Below are 20,848 nucleotides of genomic sequence, written 5' to 3' on the forward strand. Positions count from 1 at the left end.
TTTAGAAAGAAGAGCTACACTTATATAGCTTAATTGTGTCAGTGGTAGGGTTCGGGTATGATTAATTTCATGAGTTATTTTTTGTAATTCAATACCAATCTTAAATTAAATAAATGGTTTGAATCAGTTCCAGTTGGATTATGAAATACAGATTTTTTTTTAGTGTAAAATATATTTTATTCACGTGGCTGATTCTATCTTCATCCGCGTTTTTATTTGCTCAAACGGGAGCAATATCGAAACCTATTCTTGCTTTTACTCAAAACTGCGACAGTCCAGATGTTACCGGAAGTTTTAAAGTGTCTTTTACATTTGCCCCTACGTTTCAACCTACAAATCAATTTATTTTGGAGTTGTCGGATGCTTCGGGAAGTTTTACCAATAATCCTACGGTTCTTTATACTTCTGCTGCGGGAGCTGTTACAGTTTCTCCAGCCGATTTTTTCTATAGACTACCTACAAGTACTAATGGAGAAAAATATCAATTAAGAGTAAGGAGTACCGCTCCAGTTGACAAAAGCCCACTCTCTAATGTTTTTCCAGCTTATTATAGAAGTCATAATACTAGTTTTTCGATTAATAATTTTGTTCCTACCGCTACCTATTGTTCCGGTGGAAGTGTTGTTCTAAGGATAGATCCGGAATCAGCGACAAATGATTCTCCTTTAAAATATCCAGCATTGACGTATATTTGGTTTAAGGAAACTAGCACGACAACACGAGATCAAGTTGGTACAGGAACAAGCTTAACGGCTAGCCAACCGGGGCTTTATTATGTAGAAACGAATTATGGTTCTTGTTCACCATCAAATTCCCATTCCAATAAAGTAACGGTAAATGTGGCCAGTTCGGGATCTGTCGTTACAGTTACCTCCAGTTTAGGGGATACTTTTTGTCCTAATGATCCGCCTACAGTTCTTAGCAGTTCATCTTCCGCTAATTCCTATCAATGGCATAAGAACGGTGCTTTAATAAAGGATGCAATTAAGCAACAATACCAAACCAATGAAGCAGGTTTATACACGGTTGCGCTTGACTTTGGAGGATGTGTTTCTAATCCTTCCATCACTTTAAAGGTAGCTGAAATAAAAAGCTCCATAAACGTACCGACTACAAGCACAATACTAGAGGGGGAAACCAAAACAGTAATTGCTACGACAGATGCGGTCAATCCTACGTTTCAATGGTACCAGAATAATGTAATAACTGGAGTTACAGGAAATACTTTTGATGTAACTACCCAAGGGGATTATAAAGTTGTCATTAGGCAAACTTCTGGATGCGATACCTCAAATGAAATTCCTTTTGAATTAAGGCACAGTGCTAATGTTGATAAAATTCCTAACATAATAAGTTTAAGCAGTAGTTATCCTTTCAATGTTTGGGATATTCCTAACGAATATAAAAACCCAAAAACACATGTCTTAATAATTAGTTCATTGGGAGCGATAGCCCTTGATACTTATGATTATCAAAGTAACTGGCCTGCATCAGGGACATTAGATTTTAAAAACATAAATCCAGTTTATTACTATGTTATCACTTCGGATACTGTAGAAAAAAAAGGATCCATAACCGTAATTAAGTAATATGAAGAAAATTTTACTATTCATAACTTTTTTTTACGGTTCACAACAATTTGTTTATTCTCAAGAAGCTAAAGAAGATGGGGTTGTTTCCCTTAATATACCAGCCCGGAATTCGTTAAAATTCAATAAATACCTTATTAATCCTGCCTTTAGTTTTGTCAGGGAACAAAATTCATATCTCAGTTTTTACAATAAGAGGCAATGGATCCAATTTGATGATGCCCCCCAAACGTATTTATTTAATTATTCGGGAAGATTCAGGGAAAATGAAGGAATTGCTTTAGGGTTATTTCAGCAAAACTATGGTGTTTTAACAACTTTTGGGGCTATTGCAAATTACGCACACAATGTTTATTTAGACCAGGACAGCAATCTGACTTTTGGTATGAATGTCAGCTTTTATAAAAGTGGCTTAAACAAAGGCAAAGTAATTAGTAACGATCCCAATCTTCCTATAGATAATATTCCCTCTAATTCTTTAATTGCTATAAATCCGGGCATAAACTATGGAACTGCCTTTCTTGATTTTGGACTTTCTGTCAATAATCTGATTTTATATAATCTGAAAACGTCTAAAGTAGTCGAAGACGATCCTGAACAAAGTATTCAAGCTCACATCATGCACACGGGATATTTAGACACCTATGGTTTTTTTGATAAAAGTAAATTTTCGGCTTTACTTAAAACAGAGGTTAAAAAAGACAAAATGGTTGTTTCAGGATTAATGATGTTTGCTATTCCCAAAGGAATATGGGCTCAAGCGGGTTACAATAGCGTATATGGGATGTCTGGCGGAATAGGTTTGAATATTACTCCAAAAATTTCTTTAGAGTATAATTTTGAAAAGGGTATAGGCAATTTGTCAAATTTTGGCTCTTCTCACGAAATTGTTGTTGCCTATAAATTTAAAAGTAATTCATATTATTATGGCGATGATGAGGAAGAAGGTTCTATTATTACTCCGACAGAAGTAAGAAAATCAGTTCCTGCAAAACCAAAAGAATCTAGTATTTTATCTCCTGAGGATGCTCAAAAACTGAAGGAACTTAAACTTGATTTGGCAGTTCAAAAAGAAGAAAGAAGATTGCAAAAATTAAAAGAAGTTGCTGATGCTGCAGCAAAAGCCAAAGCAGATGCACTTGCTCAAACCAAATTGGCTGCAGATGCCAAGGCTAAAGCGGATGCACTCGCTCAAGGGCAACTTGCGGCTGATGCCAAAGCCAAAGCTGATGCTCTTGCTAAAGCAAAATCAGCAACGGATACTAAACCTAAACCTGATGTACTCGCTCAAGCGAAACTTGCTGCTGATGCTAAATCCAAAGCCGATGCCCAGGCAAAACTCGCGGCAGATGCTAAAGCCAAAGCCGATGCACTTGCCCAAGCGAAACTTGCTGCTGATGCCAAATCGAAAGCCGATGCCCAGGCAAAACTCGCGGCAGATGCTAAAGCTAAAGCGGATGCACTTGCCCAAGCAAAACTTGCTGCTGATACTAAAGCCAAAGCCGATGCACTTGCCCAAGCGAAACTTGCTGCTGATGCTAAAGCCAAAGCCGATGCACTTGCCCAGGCAAAGCTTGTGGCTGATGCCAAAGCTAAAGCAGAGGCACTTGCCCAAGCGAAACTTGCCGCTGATGCTAAAGCCAAAGCGGATGCACTTGCTCAGGCAAAACTTGACGCTGATGCTAAAGCCAAAGCGGATGCTCTTGCTCAGGCAAAGCTTGTGGCTGATGCCAAAGCTAAAGCAGAGGCGCTTGCTCAAGCAAAACTAGCTGCAGATGCCCAAGCTAAAGCCGATGCTCTTGCCCAAGCGAAACTAGCTACAGATGCCCAAGCTAAAGCGGATGCACTCGCTCAAGCAAAACTAGCTGCAGATGCCCAAGCTAAAGCCGATGCTCTTGCCCAAGCGAAACTGGACGCAGATGCCGATGCTAGAGCCAAGTTAGCTTTTGAGGCTAAATTAAAAGCGGATGCTGAGGCTGCTAAACTAGCTGCTGATACTAAAGCGAAAGCCGATGCCGAAGCAGCCAAACTAGCGGAGGATGCCAAATTAAAAGCAGCTGCCGCTCTTGCTAAAGCCAATGCGGTACCAAAAGATGAGAACGCTAAATCGATGGATAATCTGGCTCAAATGTTAGATAATTCTAAAAAGACACAGCAACATTTATTGACTCAATTAAATGAAAAAGTAAGTGATAAACAAAAAGAACTCAAGGACTTAAAAGACGAAAATGATTTAAGTGATAAAGGAATTGCAAGCGCGCCAAAAGAATTTAAGAGCGTTTCTGCGGAGAATGGTGCCTTAGAATCATTAAAATCAGAAATAGTGGAATTAAATAAAAGTCAAAATGACTTGCTTAATAATTTCAAAAATTTATACAACGAACGAATTAAAAAAGTGTCTAATAAAAACGATGCACTCACTCAAAGTTATTTGACGACTATTGAATCTTTGAAAAATGCACAGTTAAAGGCAGAGCAATATAATACGAATTTAATTAGCTCATTGGAGAAAATTAAAGTAGAAACTGAAATTGAGAAAAAACGTAGAATAAAACGAGCCAATTTTGAAAACGAAGACAACCGTTATCAGAAAGATCAGGAAGCATTGAAACGTATTAAAACGACAACAACAATCAGTGCAACAAAATTCAAACCGGAAGATTTTGATTATGGTGATGAGCAATCGAATATGAAAATTCTTAAAAATATTAAGAATGTTGAGGCTGGTTATTATGTGATTCTTGCCGTGCACAATGACGTTGCCAAAAGAGACACTTTCTTGACAAAAGCTGTTGCAGCCGGGCAATCGAATATCAACTTCTTTTACAATGTTAATTCAAGCGAATATTTTATTTATTACGACAAATTTGACAATATACAAGAAGCGACCAAAGCGTTGGAAACAAAAGGAGATAAGCCATATAATGGCAAAATGATTATCGTGAAAGTCGAAAAAAATTAGAGTAAGAAAACTGCTTTAAAAATGTTTGTTGGCGTACAAACCTTCAAACCGAAACTTTTGAATTGAAATAAAGTAAGAACTCTTTTTTGCCTACACCAAAAAAGAGTTAGCCATAACATTACAGTGTAACTCCTTTTTTAGTTTTTCTCCAATACCAGAGGAGGAAAACTACAAAGGAAGTTGCTAAATACCAAATACCACATGAAAAAAACTACCCTTTCTAAGGCAGCCTTTGCTGTTTTAGTGATTTTATTGCATTTTAGTTCTTATTCCCAAAGTAAGACCGCCAAGACTGCTGCTTCAATACCAGATCCAATACTTGCTTTGGCAAGTAAAGTAGCGAGCTGTCCCAACGATCTTGAAGATTTTTCAGAAATATACTTGTGTGGAAAATTCGACACGAAAAAGATAGATTTGAGTGGAATAGCCAATGTAAAAAAAATAGAGTGGCTAGTAACCAATGCTGTTTTGCCGCTTAGTCCAGACTGTCCGGACAAAAGCGCATCGGCTTTGTTAGTTAAGACTGGAACAAGTTATGATATAGATACACAAGGATCCTATAGAGTTGTAATAACCTATAATAATGGTTCTTTTGACACCTTTTATTTTAATGTTTACAAAAATGATTTAGACCCCAAATATACTTCCAAAGATATTATTTGTGGTAATCCGGGGAGCATAACAATAACAAGCCCTACTACGGGATACTTATTTAGCTTAGATAACACCAGAAATTACCAAAGCTCTCCTGTTTTTCCTGGAGTAGCAGCGGGTACGCATACGGTTTATATCAAATTGGCAGGCGCATCGGCGAAGACTTGTGATTTTCCGGTTACGCCTATTGAAATAAAAACACTCAATCTTGTTATTGAACCAATCACGTATACGCAGCCTGTTTGTGGTAGTGATAAGGGAACTGCAAAGGTGGTTGTCAGTGGGTTGCCAGCGGGTGCGGGTACGCAATATACGTATACGCTGAATAACAAAAGTACGGGGGCACTTGTTGGGGGGCCAATTGTTACTACCAATAGCGATTATACTTTTTTAGGACTAGCCGTTGGCACTTATGAAGTAACCGTTAAAACAGCAGATTGTACGGTAAAGAAAGATGTAATCATAATCGCTTCGAACCCGGTAACCGCGACTGTAGTGGTAACAAAACAAACAACGTGTACTGCTGGAGAAATTACCATAAAACCATTAGGAGGAACACCGTTTGCCGGACCGCTCTATAATTATTATATAAATGGTGCTGCTGTTGCGACAACTAATCCCGTAATTACAGCTCCAGCAGGAACCTATAACATTATAGTAGAAGATGCTTTAGGATGTAAATATACCATCCCTACTTTTACCACTGCACAACTTGCTAAGCCAGAATATACTGTTAAATCAGCGGATGTTTGTTACGGTCAAACCAACGGTCAAATAGAATTTGTCGTAACCAATACCAATGGCTATACTCTGGAATATAGTTTTGATAACGGAGGCAGTTATAGTAGCAATCCAATCAAGCCCTGGCCTACACCACCGACTACTTATGATGTTGTTCTAAGATATAAAATAGGTAGCGGTAGCTTTTGTTACGATCCAAAGAAAACCATTACCATAAAAGAGCCAGCTGCCGCATTAACCGCTTCGGGTGGTGTTGCGGAATTGGCTGGTTGCGGACCAAACGGAACTGGTAGGGTGCGTATCACGAACCCGCAAGGAGGAACACCACCTTACGAATACAGTTTTGCTGGGGGAGCTTGGAGTTTTGTAAATGAAGCTTACTTGGCACCATCGGCGACACCCTATACAATATCAATTAGGGATGCTGGTAAAGTATGTACTTTTGATATGAAAGTTACACTAGATCCTCAACCTGCTGAGCCTACCGCAACTGCATCGGCGCCTACTTATAATTGTAACGGAGATGGTACAAGTACCGTAACGGTTACCAGCCCGCCAAGTACGAGCTATACTTACGAATATTTTTTAGATGCCAGTACGACACCCAATAACCCACCAGCCCCTTATACCTCAAATCAGTTTGTTAATGTGCCTTCGGGAAGCCATGACATTAAAATTAAATACAAATTGGGTACCGTTCCCACGTACAGTAATTTACTGAATGAGGATTTTGGTTCTGGACCACCAGTTAAAGCCCCTGGTATTGCAGCTGCTTATTGCTTTAATACCCAGGTCACAACCGCACCTTATTCCTGTGTAGATAGTAATGGAAAACGTACAAGATCGATTGAAGACAATCAATATTCTGTTGCAAAAGATTTTTGGAGAAGTGATGCGGCATGGTACCACTTTAAGGATCATACTACAGCAGCTAATGCAATTCCAGATGCCAATGGAAGGTTTTTGATTGTTAATATCGGTGGAGCTGCGGGACCAAATGGTATATTGTATAGTAAAAAAATTAACGATATTATTCCAAATCAGCCAATAATGGTTGAGGCTTATTTAGCCAATTTATTGGAACTAAATCACAGTGGGGGTGCTGATCCCAGTTTCTCATTCGAATTAGTGGATGATAGTACAGGAAAAGTGATTGCGCAACAACCACCGATTCCTCCCACTCCAAACCCTACAGGAATTCCACCAATTCCTACAATCCCGCGTTCTAATAAATGGGAATTAAGAACGGTTTCTTTAGACCCGGGCGCAAATACATCTTTGACGTTTAATGTTAGATCTGGAAGTATTGATTACAATGGTAATGATGCGGTTATGGACGACATCAAGGTGTATCAAATACCAAAATCATGTACCAACGAAAAAATAATCCCGTTTGAGGTGGCTTCACAAAAAGCATTTGTTGCTGTGGCCAATGTTTCTTCCTATGTAAAATGTGTGGGATCAAAAGACGGAAGCATTACTATTATCGCTAAAAATTTTGATCCCATAGCGGGTTTCGAATACACTACGGATGGCGGCACCAAATGGTTCAATTCTAAAACAGCCACAACTGTAGTGGGAGGATTAGCAGCGGGGTTTTATACCGTAAAAGTGAGATACAACCCAGGAGGTGCCTGTACAATTCCTTTAGGAATAAAGGATGTAAAAGACGCCGTGCCTTTAGTATTAAAGGCTGTTGCTGGCGCAACAAGCTGTTCTAGCGGAGCTATAATTACCGCAACGGTAACAGGAGGAAATCCTGCCTACTCCTACGAATTGAGAAAAGCCGATGGTATAGCTGTTGTTACAGCGTATCAGCTTAGTGATAATACGTTTAAAGGAATTCCTGCAGGCGATTACACCGTATTTGTAAAAGATGCCAATGGATGTGAAACTCCAGTTGGTAAGGCTGTAAAAGTGTTGGTTGCCGTTCCCCCAACAGTAAATATAACACAAGATACCAGTTTGTGTTTTGATCCTATTAACGGAGCCACGATGACCATAAACATAAGTGGGGGAGTGCCTGATTATACTTATAGAGTAAAGGTAGATGCTGGCGCATATAACCTGCCAAGTACTGCTTTTTCAGCGACATCGTTTACTTACAAAGCGACTACTCCAGGTACCTATACCTTCGAGATTACGGACAGCTACGGATGTGTAACGGCAGTACCGGCAAGCCAAGTGATTAATGCCAAGTTAACGGCCAAGATAGACAGCACCACAGAATTAAACTGTGATCCTGCCAAAGATGCAGTGATTATAGGAACAATCTCGGGCGGAACGGCTCCGTTTGTAGTAACTAAAGTTTCAGGGCCAATTGCGGGAACATTTGTTCAGCCAACAGCCGCAGGGACTGCTGATGAAAGAAAATTCACGTTCACCACTGCCACTTCAGGGGTTTATAAATTTCAAATTACTGATAAGCTAGGCTGTGTTACAAGTACAGAAGCTACGGTAAACGCAATTACAAACCCAACGGTAAAAGCAACGCCTACTGATCCAAAATGTACTGGATATGCCAATGGCGAAGTACTATTAGAAGCTGCGGCTGGTTCTCCGGGATATACCTATAAGTTTGCCCAAACTACTGCCTTTGCTACTGCTACGTTTACCCCAACAACAATTTATACCGGATTAAAAGGCGCAATAGAGTATTCCTACCAAGTAAAAGACAGCAAAGGCTGTGTGTCTGCTGTGCAAAAGATTACGCTAACGGATCCAACAGCGGTTAGCGGAACTATTGAAGCCACGGAGCTGGCTTGTAGCAAGACCGGAGTTACAGCCGCTATTGTTACAATTAAAGATGCGACTGGTGGTGCAGGAGGATATACCTATAGTTTTAACGGAGGTAACTATAAACCAGCAAATACCTTTTCTACAACTGCTTCTGGAGAGGTTACAGCCACTATCAAAGACAAAAATGGCTGCGTATCGGAAGTTTTGAAAATAATAGTAGCTGCTTTAAGTGGACCAATAGGTATTGATGTGTTTTTTGAAACAGGTTTAGAATGTCCAGCCTATCAAGCACATGTTAAATTTCAGGCAATAGGTGGATCAGCACCTATTCGTTACCAAGTTACTTCTCAACCTTCAGGCACTAGTATTCCAATAGAATCATCTGGACAATACAATCTTAATCCAGGAGATTATATTTTTAGAGCCACAGATAAAAGTGGATGTAGTTTTGATATGGTGTATAATGTAAAAGCTGTTCCGGATATTACCGCTGGTGGTTCAATACTTACAGCCATTAATTGTTTTGGTGGTACCGGAAAAATACAGTTTACCGTGGCTGGAGTAAAAGATAGAGGCTATGACTATGTGATTAAAAATGCTGCGGATGCTACTATCCAAAGCGGTACGAATCAAGCGGAAACAAAAACGACGATTGTTGTGCCTGCTGCTCTAACCAAAGGAGTTTATACGATTACCCTAACAGACAAAAAAACCTCTTGTCCGGCAACGTATGCCATAGAATTAAAGGAACCAACAGCATTAGTTATTGTGAGTGCAATACCAACGAAGATTAGCTGTAATAATGATGAGTCCGAAATTACGGTAACCGTTTCTGGAGGAACTGCCAGTTATTCCTATGCGGTTTTGGAAAAGGACGATAACACAGCACCAAGCTATGTGGTAAATCAAAATGTTTTAACGGTAGATACTAATAATGGAACTGACAAAAATTGGACCGTCTATGTAAAAGATGCCAACAGCTGTACGACTAAAGTGGATGTTAGCATTACTGCAGAAAATGCGCCAAAAATTGATAATCCAGCAACTCAATGTTATACCGGAACAGATCTTACAGTAACCATAAGTGGTACCGTAACAGGAACCCCAAGTTATAGTGTTGACAATATTACCTACGATCCTTCGCCAATTTTCAAATTAGGAGTAGGAAACCATACCTTATATATCAAAGATGGTTTTGGCTGTATTGCCCAAACTAGCTATAAAGTGGCAGCGCAACTTACCCTTAGCGCCGTCGCCCAAGCAGATGTTGTTTGTACAGCAAATACTACTATTAATCTTACTGCCACAGGAGGAACGCCGACGCTTAAATATGAAGTTTCTAGTGGTGGTGCATATACTACGGCAACAAATCCTTATGTAACAGCCATTGCCGGAACCTATACGTTTAGAGTTTCCGATGCGGCAACGCCAATGTGTGAGGCTTTTTCTGCCCCAGTTGTGGTAAACACAAAAACAACGACGCTAACGATGACTAGCGATAAAACCGATGTAAAATGTTTTGGAGCCGCCACAGGTACCATTAGCATTACAAATCCTTCGGGTGTAGCACCGCATACCTATAGCATAACCAGAAGATTACCAACAGCTGCTGCCAAAGTGACTCAGGTTTCTAATGGAGTGTTTACCGGTTTAATAGCTGGAACCTATGATGTTCAGGTTACCGATAAGTTAGGCTGTACCTCGGCACTAACTTCGGTTGTTATTGATGAATTGGAAAAATTATCGGCTAAAACAGAAATGACTACGGTATTAACTTGCGGCACAGTCAATAATACGCCTCAAGGAGCTATCATCACCGTTAGCAATCCAGCAGGAGGTAGTGGCGTTTACGAATACAGCTATAATGGAGGTACTTATACTCCTAGTACTACTTATTCTACAACTGCCTCAGGGAGTGTAACAATTAGTATGCGAGATAAGACCAACAACGGCTGTAGCATTGCATTGACGGCAGTAGTGGTCAATACGCTAAACCCACCTGTAATTGATGCGGTAAACGTTTCAACAATTACGTGTAAAGCTAGCGAGGCAACAAGTACTGCAACCATCACCGTAACGGGAGGTACACCAACTCTGGTTTATACCATAGAATCGGGGCCAACTATAAATGTAACCGGAAAAGACACGGGTATTTTTACAGGATTGATTGCTGGTAATTATGTTTTTAAAGTGACCGATACCTATGGCTGTAGCGATACTGAAAACAAAAGCATTCTTTCAAGAGTTAACATCGATGCCAGCCTAGTGTCGCAAGTCGATGTGCTTTGTTTTGGCGACGCTACAGGAAGTGCGAAAATCAACGTAACCAATTCTACTGCCTACACCGCTGTTTTAACTCCAGCTACAGGAACCGTGACAATTACAGCAAATACTGTGGATGTTACAGGATTAAAAGCAGGTGCTTATACGGTGAGAGTTACAGATACCAATACCACTTGTTATAAAGACGTTTCTTTTACTATTACCGAAGCGCCAGTTTTAGAATTAGATTCTTTTACTAATGTGAATGCCAACTGTATTACCCCTACGGCTACCGTTACTGTAACCGCAAAAGGAGGCAAAGGGCCTTATAAATATGCTTTTGTAGCAGATGGCGTAATACCAGTTGCGGGAGATTATAAAGCAACTAATATTGGTAATTTAAACCCTGCAACTCCAAACTGGGATGTTTGGGTACTCGATGCAAATAGCTGTGCCAAAAAAATAGGGGATGTGGCTGTTGACAAAGATCCGCTAGTCACTTTGCCTGCGCCAGCAGCTTTCTGTTTTACAGGGGCTCCTTTTACTACAATTACCCTTGTAGGAACAGGAAAAGCACCATTGGTGTATAGTGTAAACAGTGCTACTATTACGGGCAACACCTACGAAATTAAAGCAGCAGGAACTTACACTTTCGGTGTGAAAGATGCGAACAACTGTACAGAAAAGGTAGATTATACCGTTGACAAGCAACGAATAGCTCAAGCTGATTTAGAAAAAAACCTTACGTGCTCAGTACCAAAAGATGCGAAAATGAACGTGAGCATTACCAACGGCTTTGCTCCTTTTAGCTATAAAATTTATAAGGATGGAGTAACAGATGGCGTTGTAAAAACCAGCGCTACGGCAACATTCTCGGAAACTTTCGCTACAGCGGGAAATTATAAGTTTGAAATTACCGACACAAAATTATGTGTTTTTACAACTGAGCCTGTAGCCGTTACCGATCCCGTTCAACCCGTTTTAAACCCAATTGTGCTGGCTACTGCTGTGTTATGTAACGGAGATTCGAATGCCGCAATAACCGTTACTTATGATAACACCCAAGGGATGGGGCCTTTTGTAATTAATGTAAAACAATATACGGATAATACGTATGCAACACTGCTAACTGATTTAGGAGTACAAACATCGGGCCTAGCGGCTGGTTTTTATAGAGTCACCCTTACCGATTCAAAAGGTTGCGAAGCTTTTAGAGACATCGAGATTGTTGATCCTAAAAAAATTGCTGTAACTAATATCCCAACAGGTATTACTTGTAATTTAGATAATTCTGGTGAGACAAAAGGGAAAATTGAAATAACCAGCATTACCGAAGGAACTGGCCCTTATACTATTGATTTAACAAGTTATATGGGGTATGCTCCGCAACAAAAAACTGGAGTTGTTGGAGGTACCGGATTAACTTTAAAATTTGATATTATCGATTACGGTATATACAAAATAGTAGTTACCGATAGTAAAGGTTGCTCTTGGACTGATGATAATATAGAAATTACCAGGCCACCCGGAGGTTTAGGACTTGTAATAATTGGAGCAGCTCCCGCTTGTGGAACTACTGCTTCTGCAGAAATAGCAATAACATCAGCTGGTTCCGGAGCTGGTCCTTTTTGGTTTGCCATCTTCAAACCCGGAATTAAATACACTGTTGGAGATACGGACTGGTTGCAAGAAGCTCCTCCAGGAAGTAAAAAAGCGACATTCCCAGGCTTAATACCGGGAGTAACCTATAGCTTTATCGTGTATGATGAGATTTCGAAATGTTATTACTACCAAGAGTTTAAAAATGCCATACCAACACAATCTACGCTAACCGCTACCGGAATTGGCAAAGCAATTCGATGTAAAGGAGACGCTAATGGAGCGGTAGATTTAACGATACTCAATAATTATGCTACGCCTGTTGGTGTGAAATATGAAATTTTCAACTCATCAACCTTACTAACCACAGGGATTTCAGCTATTGGCACAGTGCCGGCTGCCGATTTAGTTTCAGTGCCAGTGGTTCCTGGAAAATTAACGGTGGCTGATTTCGGATTTGAATTTTCACTACCACTTATCAAAGGTTTGGCGATTGGAAGTTATTATGTGTTAGTTACCGAAACTTCGGGTTCTAATGATGGCTGTGCCATCGTGACGGCTCCTTTTAGAATTACTGAATCGGCTACTGCTTTGACACTAAACGCCAGCAGTCCTAAAAACGACAATAGTTGTACTACCAATGCCGGTAGCATAACCGCTATTGCCCAGAACGGAACCAGCCCGTATCAATATGCCATTGTTGCAGATGGTGCAATGGCTCCAACTACGTTTGCTAATCCGAATACTTTTTATAAAGATGCCGGAAAGTATGATGTGTACGCTAAAGATGCATATGGCTGTATTATAAAAGCCGATGTAGAGGTAAAACTAGATCCAACTCCTACAATTGGTGCCCAAGTCGCGCTTTGTTATACTGGAACGCCACTACCGATAACTATCACAGGGAATACCGCAGTTCTTGTTGGACCAGTAACCTATAGTGTAGATAATGGTGCGGTAAAAGGGGCTTATAAAAGCGATCCTAAATTTAATCTCTTACCGGGAACATATACCCTGAACCTAAAAGACGGCAATGGCTGCGTGGCTTCGACTCCTTTTGTTATCAACGAGCAATTAACGCTGACGCCTACTTTAACCAAACCTTTAGATTGTAAATCGCCAGCGCCCAATGCCACGGTAACGGTTAAGGCCGGAGGCGGTAATGCTGCAACTTACACTTACGCAATCACGGTAGGAGCGACCATCAATACTACAGGAGCCTCTTCTGGAATTTTTACAGGTTTAGCTGACGGCGATTATACCTTCGAAGTATCTGACGGTGTTTGTTCTGAAACGACTACTGTAAAAATTGACCCTTTAGAGCTAATTGTACCTAAGGTAGATGTAACCCAGCCACTTTGTGTGGGCTTTGCTGGCCAAGTAATAGTTAGCGCTACAGGCGGAACGGGAAGTTATGAGTATAAAAAAGGAATTGCCGGAACCTATGATACCAACAATGTCTTTAGCCAAACCGCTCTAGAAAATCCGGTTGATTATTATGTAAAAGACACCGATGACTGTGTAGAAAAGATCTCAGTAACTCTTACAGATCCTGCGGCTATAGTAATAACAAAAATTGACGTAGTTCAATTAACGTGCGGACTTAATAATGATGCCAATCAAGCCACAATCACCGTTACCGCCTCTGGTGGAACGGGTGACTTGGAATATAGTTTTAATAACGGAGGGAATTATTCTTTTGATCCTGTTCACAAGACGACTATTGCCGGTGATTATGATATTATTGTAAAAGATGCCAATGGCTGTTTTACAGCAAAGCAAACGGTAAATGTAAATGCATTAGTACCGCCAACTTTAGCGCCTAGTTTTACGCCGGTGATCGATTGTACCGATAAAACCACTACGGTAAGCTTGAATAAAACGGATGGTGTAGCACCATTTACCTATACAATGGCTAAAAGTTCTGACGGAATTGTTATTGCTACTCAAACGGATAACGATGTTTTCCTTGCAGTAGCTGCGGGCAATTATATTTTCCGTGTTACGGATGCTAAGGGCTGTATTGACGAAAAACCACTCGAAATTGCTGCGGTTATCCCAATACAATTACAAGAAGAAGTGACTGCCAATGTAGACTGTTTTAATGCGGCTACAGGAAAAGCAAAATTTACCGTATCAGGATTTAGCGCAAGCGGAAATTATGACATTACAGTAGTAACCAACCCAGCGGGGCTGACTTTCACGGAAAGTACGGTGGTGAACGATGTCTTTACATTAACAGACCTGAAAGAAGGAACCTATAACGTAACAGTAACAGACAATACGACTCATTGTCCTATAACTAAACCGGTTACAATTACACAACCCGCAATGGTTTTAGGCCTTACAGCTGTGGCTTCGAATGTGAATTGTAACAATACTAATAGTCTAGTTACAATGACTCCAACAGGAGGAACGGCAACCTATGAGTATGCTTTTGTGGAAGCAGGACCTACTGTGCCAACGGTTTTTAGCGATAATACAAACCTTGACACAGCAACGCTTACCAATGGGGTAACCGTGGGTGCTGTAACGACTTGGAGCGTAGATGTGTATGTGAAAGATGCCAATGGCTGTACTGCTTTTGACAACATTACAATCACGAAAGATGTTATGCCAACGATTATTGCGCCTGCGCAGCAATGTTTCACAGGTGCCAATCTAACAGTTGATTTAGGTCCTTTGACCACCGTTTATGGAGGCTCGAAAACCTACACCCTAGACGGTGCTGATTTAGCCACATCGACGGCTACATTGACAGCTCCGGGTACTTATAAATTAGGAATTAGAGACGATAATGGTTGTGAGGCTTTTGTGACTTACAAAATTGAAAAACAACTGGAGCAAACCGCTACGCGTACCAAGGATTTAGATTGCTCTTTATCCCCAGACGCAACGGTTAAAATAACGGTTGACTTTGGTGTAGCTCCTTATTCTACCCAACTTTATGCTGGAACAGCGCCGTCAGGAACTGCAGTAGGTACGCCAGTTCTTGGGGCAAGCTTTATACAAAGTATTACTACTGCGGGCGATTATTATTTTGTGAGCACCGATAGCCAAGGCTGTACAGACCAATCGGATAAAATTACGATAACCGCAAAAACAACTCCAGATTTCACCCATATAGAAACCTTAGTAAGCTGTTTTGGAAGTTCAGACGGAACAATTACCATTACTCCAAAAGACGGATTAGCGCCTTATAAATACAATATTGACGGAGGCGTTTTCAAACCTTTAGCTAAAATCACAGGATTACCTACAGGCAAATACAAGATTATAGTTAAAGACAGCAAAGATTGTCCATCGGCAGAGCAAGAGGTAGAAATTAAAACACCAGCTATTTTGACTACCACTGCTAGTGTAAAACTATTTGGTTGTAATGCAAGCAACACCCCTGAAGATGCTGTGGTTACCATCGCAGTTCCTACTACAGGAACCGCTCCGTACACCTATAGTTTTAATGATGGAGCTTTTGATATTTCTAATACATTTGCAGTCAGTAGCGCACAAACGGTTACTTATAAAGTGTTAGATGCTAATGCTTGTGAGTTTAATGGCTCTATTCCAGTAGTGGCTTTTAACCCGCCAACTACAATGACCTTAGGGGCAACGCCTATTTATTGCAGCACAAATCCTAAGGAAAGTACCGTGAAAGTTACTGCGGTAGCTGGCGGATCGGGTTCTTATAAATATGAGATCATTTCTCCTATTAGCATGACCGGAACAGGCCTAGGCTCGAATGAGTTCCCAGGTTTACAGCCAGATGTCAGCTATCAAATCAAAGTAACTGATTTGATAATAGGTTGTAGCATTGAAAAACCTATTGAAATTAAAAAAGCCAATGAAATTAGCGTTATCCCACAGCTGGGCAACGATGTGTATTGTTATGGAGATAGCACGGGTTCGGTTTCTTTTGAGGTAAGTAATTATATCACGGCTAGTCAATACACTTATTCTTTAGCTACTATTCCTGCTACAAATACTCCGTCACAAGTTGGTGATGTGATTACCTATACTGGATTAAGTGCAGGAAAATATACATTCACAGTAACAGACAAGGTTTCTGGTTGTGTTGCCACAGTAACTGATTTCGAGATTAAACAGCCAGTGGCAGTGCTAGATTTCACTTCCGAAGCCACCAACATTAATTGTGATAAGAAAAAAGCAACCATAACCGTTACTGCCGCTGGTGGTACCGAAAGCTATGGTTATGCCGTTGTGAAAGCGGGTGATCTTGCACCAACCGTTTTTGGAAGCAACAAAGTATTGGAGATAGACACCAACAACGGGGTAGACATGGACTGGATGGTGTACGTTCAGGATGCCAATGGCTGTCCGGTAAACCATCCGCAAGTTATTACGTTAGATCCTTTGCCAACGATTGCAAAAGCAGACGTTGTTAGCCAATGTGCGGATGCGTCAGGTAAATACCATTTCACAATCGATTTAATCACAGGAGTTACAGGAGTTGGTCCTTTTGAATTCGACTTTGGTCAAGGTTACCAAACCGTTCAGCCATTTGAAGTGTCGGCTCCGGGTGATTATTATATCATCGTAAAAGACAAAAACGGCTGTACGAACGTGGCGACACCTTATAAAATAACGATTTTAGAGCCTTTGACCTTAAAAGTTATCGCTCAAAATCCTCCAAGCTGTTACGCAGATGATGGTAGTATTGAAGTAGAAGCTGCAGGTGGTTCTACAAATTATGAATATAAAATTGGTGCCTCAGCCTATGGAGCTCTTATTAAGTTTCCAGGATTGGCGGTTGGCCAACATACAATCACGGTTCGTGATATAACGACCAAATGTACTTTTGAAGTAAAAGTAGATTTGAAAGCAGCTACTTTAGTTACTGGTATAGTATTAACTCCAAAAGACGTGTCCTGTAATGGCGGTAGCGACGGAACAATTACCGTGACACTCCCAACTACGCCAGTGGGTACCAATAATAATCCCGTTTATACCTATACCATTAGTCCTAGTCCTGTAGGTGTTGTTTTAGTAGGCAACGTGTTTACGAATCTTCCTAAAGATACATATACGGTTACGGTGATTTCTGCCAGAGGCTGTAAGGATTCTAAACCTATCCTTGTAGACGAACCAGCTCCTATAGATTTGGTTACCGTCGCTCCAATTGTTACTCCATACGGTTGTAACGCCACTACCAACGGAACCAATTATGCTACGATAACCGTAAAAGCACCAACGGGAGGTTCCGGAAACTATACTTCGTACGATGTCTACAGAGACGGTACTTTAGTGGAGCAAGGGACAATTATAGCTCCTGCGACGGAATATGTATATACCGAGACTGATTTGCTTGGTGGCGATTACAGCATTGTCGTAAAGGATGACAATGGATGCTCTGGACAAACGGCTGTTGGTAGTTTAATAATTGATCCTTTTGTAAGCATCGATTTTGCAGACCCAGCCATTACGGTTACAAAAGCCATTACATGTACCGCTACTACCGAAACGATTCAGGTAGATGTTAACGTAATTACCAATGGAGGAGTAGCACCCACTTTGAGCTATACAGCCGAAGCGAAGACTGCAGGTAGTACGTTTCCGCTTACTACTAATACTACTGGTCTCTTTCCGGGATTGACCCTTGGAGATTATTTAATCACCGTTACAAATACTGTTACAGGTTGCAGCATAAAAACCATGCATTATGTAAACAACCCGAATACTTTTGAACTACAAGTAACTAAGGTTTCGGATGTTATTTGCGCCGATGGTTCAGAAGGAAATGTAACCTTGTTTATGATAGACCAACAACCAGTTCCAGTCGATGATGCAGGACCTTTTGATTATGTAATTACGGATAAATTAGGAAATACGATTTCGGGTACATCTCTAAACGTAGTCCCTGTTACTATTTCAAGTTTGAAAGCGGGTCTTTATTCTGTTTCGGCTACATTAAAAAATAGTCCGGAGTGTACCGTTACGAACAACTTTACCATTGATGGTCCATTACTGCCGCTTGCTATAGACGTTAAGCACACCGAAATTACTTGTGCTGCGGGCAACGATGACGGTACGATTACTGTATCTGCCCTTGGCGGATGGGATGGTGGTTATGAATTTAAAGTAGAATTAGGCGCAACAGTTATATCAGATTGGAATGCAACTCAATTTAGCTTTACCGGATTGTCAAAAGGCACTTACACGGTAAGTGTAAGAGATGTTAAGGGTTGCGTTGACTTTGATACGGTAGTTTTAGACAACCCAACACCAATTAGTACGCCTATTGTGAATGCTTCAAGTACACTTTCGCTTGCTTGCAAGGGAGACACTAACGGTTCTATAATTGTTGATGTGCCTACTGGAGGACAAGGAAGTAATTATTGGTATACCTTAAATACGGTTCCGGCTTCTGTGCCGCCGGCAGTTGGTCAGCTTTTGCCTATCTTTAATGGGTTAACTGCAGGAACATATACTGTTACGGTTACCGATGCTTGGGGTTGTAGTTCAAGTGCTTCTGCGAATATTGTGATCAGTGAACCAAACGTTGTAACGGCTGGCTTAGTGGTTAAAACAGTAGAAGACTGTGTACAGCAACCAGAAATTACGTTAACTGGTACGGGCGGAAACGGTACTTATTCCTATAGTGTGGACGGAGTTACTAATTGGACTTCTTTTGTATCTCCAATAACATTTACACTGCCAAAAACGACTGTAGCCACTACGTATAGCTATTTTGTTCAGGATTCGAATGGCTGTAAAAGTACAGTCTCGAACTCAATTGGTTTTATTCCAGTTGTAAATGTGTCGCTTTCTTTAGATTTATCGAATGCCAAAATCATTTGTTTTGGTGATAGAACCGCCAGAATCGTGGCTACTGCCCAAGGTGGTTTGGGCAATTATATTTATACGTTGACAGACAATATGGGACTTCCGTTACCATTTGTAGTTACTCAAACTTCACCAGGTGTTTTCACGGATCTGCCTAAAGGCAATTATTTAGTAACGGTTGCTAGTGGGGATTGTGCTACAGTTTCTAAGCCAGCTAAAATCTCAGAACCAACTGCTAAATTTTCGGCAGCTTTTTCATCAAAACCAGTAAGCTGTAATGGAGGGAATGATGGAAGGATAATAATTACCCCAAGTGGAGGAACTGCGAAGTACCAGTATTCTATCGATCCGCCAGACGCGAGACAAACGGTAGATAAAAACACTTTTGTAGGTCTGCGTGCAGGTACTTATAATGTTTATGCGCAAGATGCCAATGGTTGTCCTTTCCCAGTATCAAAAGTTACAATTACCGAACCAAATCCGATTAGTGCCATAACCAAAATCCTAAAAGAAGAGGCTTGTGATGGCGATAAGGATGGTGCTTTTACAATTGATATAAAAGACGGTACAGGACCTTATAAAGTGAGTTTAGACAAGAAAGTTAATTTAGCTAATCCGAACTATACAACGCTTACATTGGCTCAAATGCCTTATACATTTGATAAATTATCAGGAGGCGAGCATACGGTTTACATTCTAGATGCCAACGGTTGTGATGATGAAAGAACAGTTGCCATGAACGCGGCGGTAAAATTAGACCCGATTGCAATTGTAGAGTACGGTTGTTTGGATAACAAATCAAGTAATACCGTAACAGTAACTCTTGATGCTAGTATAACCAACGCTGCCGATGTGATTTACACTTTGGTTTTGAATGGTTTGGTAGATGGTCCTTCTCAATCAAGTGAAGTATTCTCGGATGTGGTTTCTGGTACGCACTTTATTAGAGTAGACCATAAAAATGGATGTTCGAAAGACACACAAAAATTTACTATCGATGTGATTGATAAGTTGGAAATCAGCAGCTTAAAACTAGGCGGATTGAATGAAATTGTGGCTACCGCTACGGGTGGTTCGAGACCTTACCAATTTATCTTTGAGAGTGAATCTACCGGTACCAAAAATTCCTATATCTATTACAAATCTGGATACTATGCTGTTACCGTTACCGATGCCAATGGTTGTGTGGCTGCGGCTAAGGAGTATTTTGAATTTATAGATATCGAAATACCTACTATTTTTACGCCAGATGGAAACGGAACCAACGACAATTGGGAGCCTTTAAAAACTGAAAATTATAAAGACTTAGAATTTTTAGTTTTTGATAGATACGGCCGTAAATTAGCCACTTTTAGACAAGGACAATCTTGGGATGGGAAATACAATGGAACCGAACTTCCTTCTGGAGACTACTGGTATATTCTGAAACTGAATGCCGTGAAAGATGCACGTGAGTTTGTTGGTCACTTTACCCTTTATAGATAACATAGTTTCGATTTAG

The 20,848-nt window shown here is 40.6% G+C and carries 3 protein-coding genes; all 3 read left to right on the forward strand.

Annotation, left to right across the window (positions count from 1 at the left end; translation table 11 throughout):
• Positions 1–140 precede the first annotated feature (140 nt).
• The 3 genes from ACNQGX_RS09275 to ACNQGX_RS09285 all read left to right on the forward strand — a co-directional run bounded on the left by ACNQGX_RS09275 (position 141) and on the right by ACNQGX_RS09285 (position 20,832).
• Positions 141–1,589 carry a gliding motility-associated C-terminal domain-containing protein gene (locus tag ACNQGX_RS09275; protein ID WP_417975611.1) on the forward strand — a complete coding sequence of 483 codons (1,449 nt, stop codon included), beginning with the start codon at positions 141–143 and terminating at the stop codon, positions 1,587–1,589.
• 1 nt (position 1,590) lies between these two features.
• Complete coding sequence (locus ACNQGX_RS09280) at positions 1,591–4,551, forward strand: PorP/SprF family type IX secretion system membrane protein (protein ID WP_417975612.1); 2,961 nt, start codon at positions 1,591–1,593, stop codon at positions 4,549–4,551.
• Positions 4,552–4,752: 201 nt separating this feature from the next.
• Positions 4,753–20,832, forward strand: a complete 16,080-nt coding sequence (locus ACNQGX_RS09285; protein WP_417975613.1) for a T9SS type B sorting domain-containing protein — start codon at positions 4,753–4,755, stop codon at positions 20,830–20,832.
• Positions 20,833–20,848 lie beyond the last annotated feature (16 nt).

The sequence above is a fragment of the Flavobacterium glycogeni genome (genome assembly GCF_048286775.1).
Lineage (GTDB): Bacteria > Bacteroidota > Bacteroidia > Flavobacteriales > Flavobacteriaceae > Flavobacterium.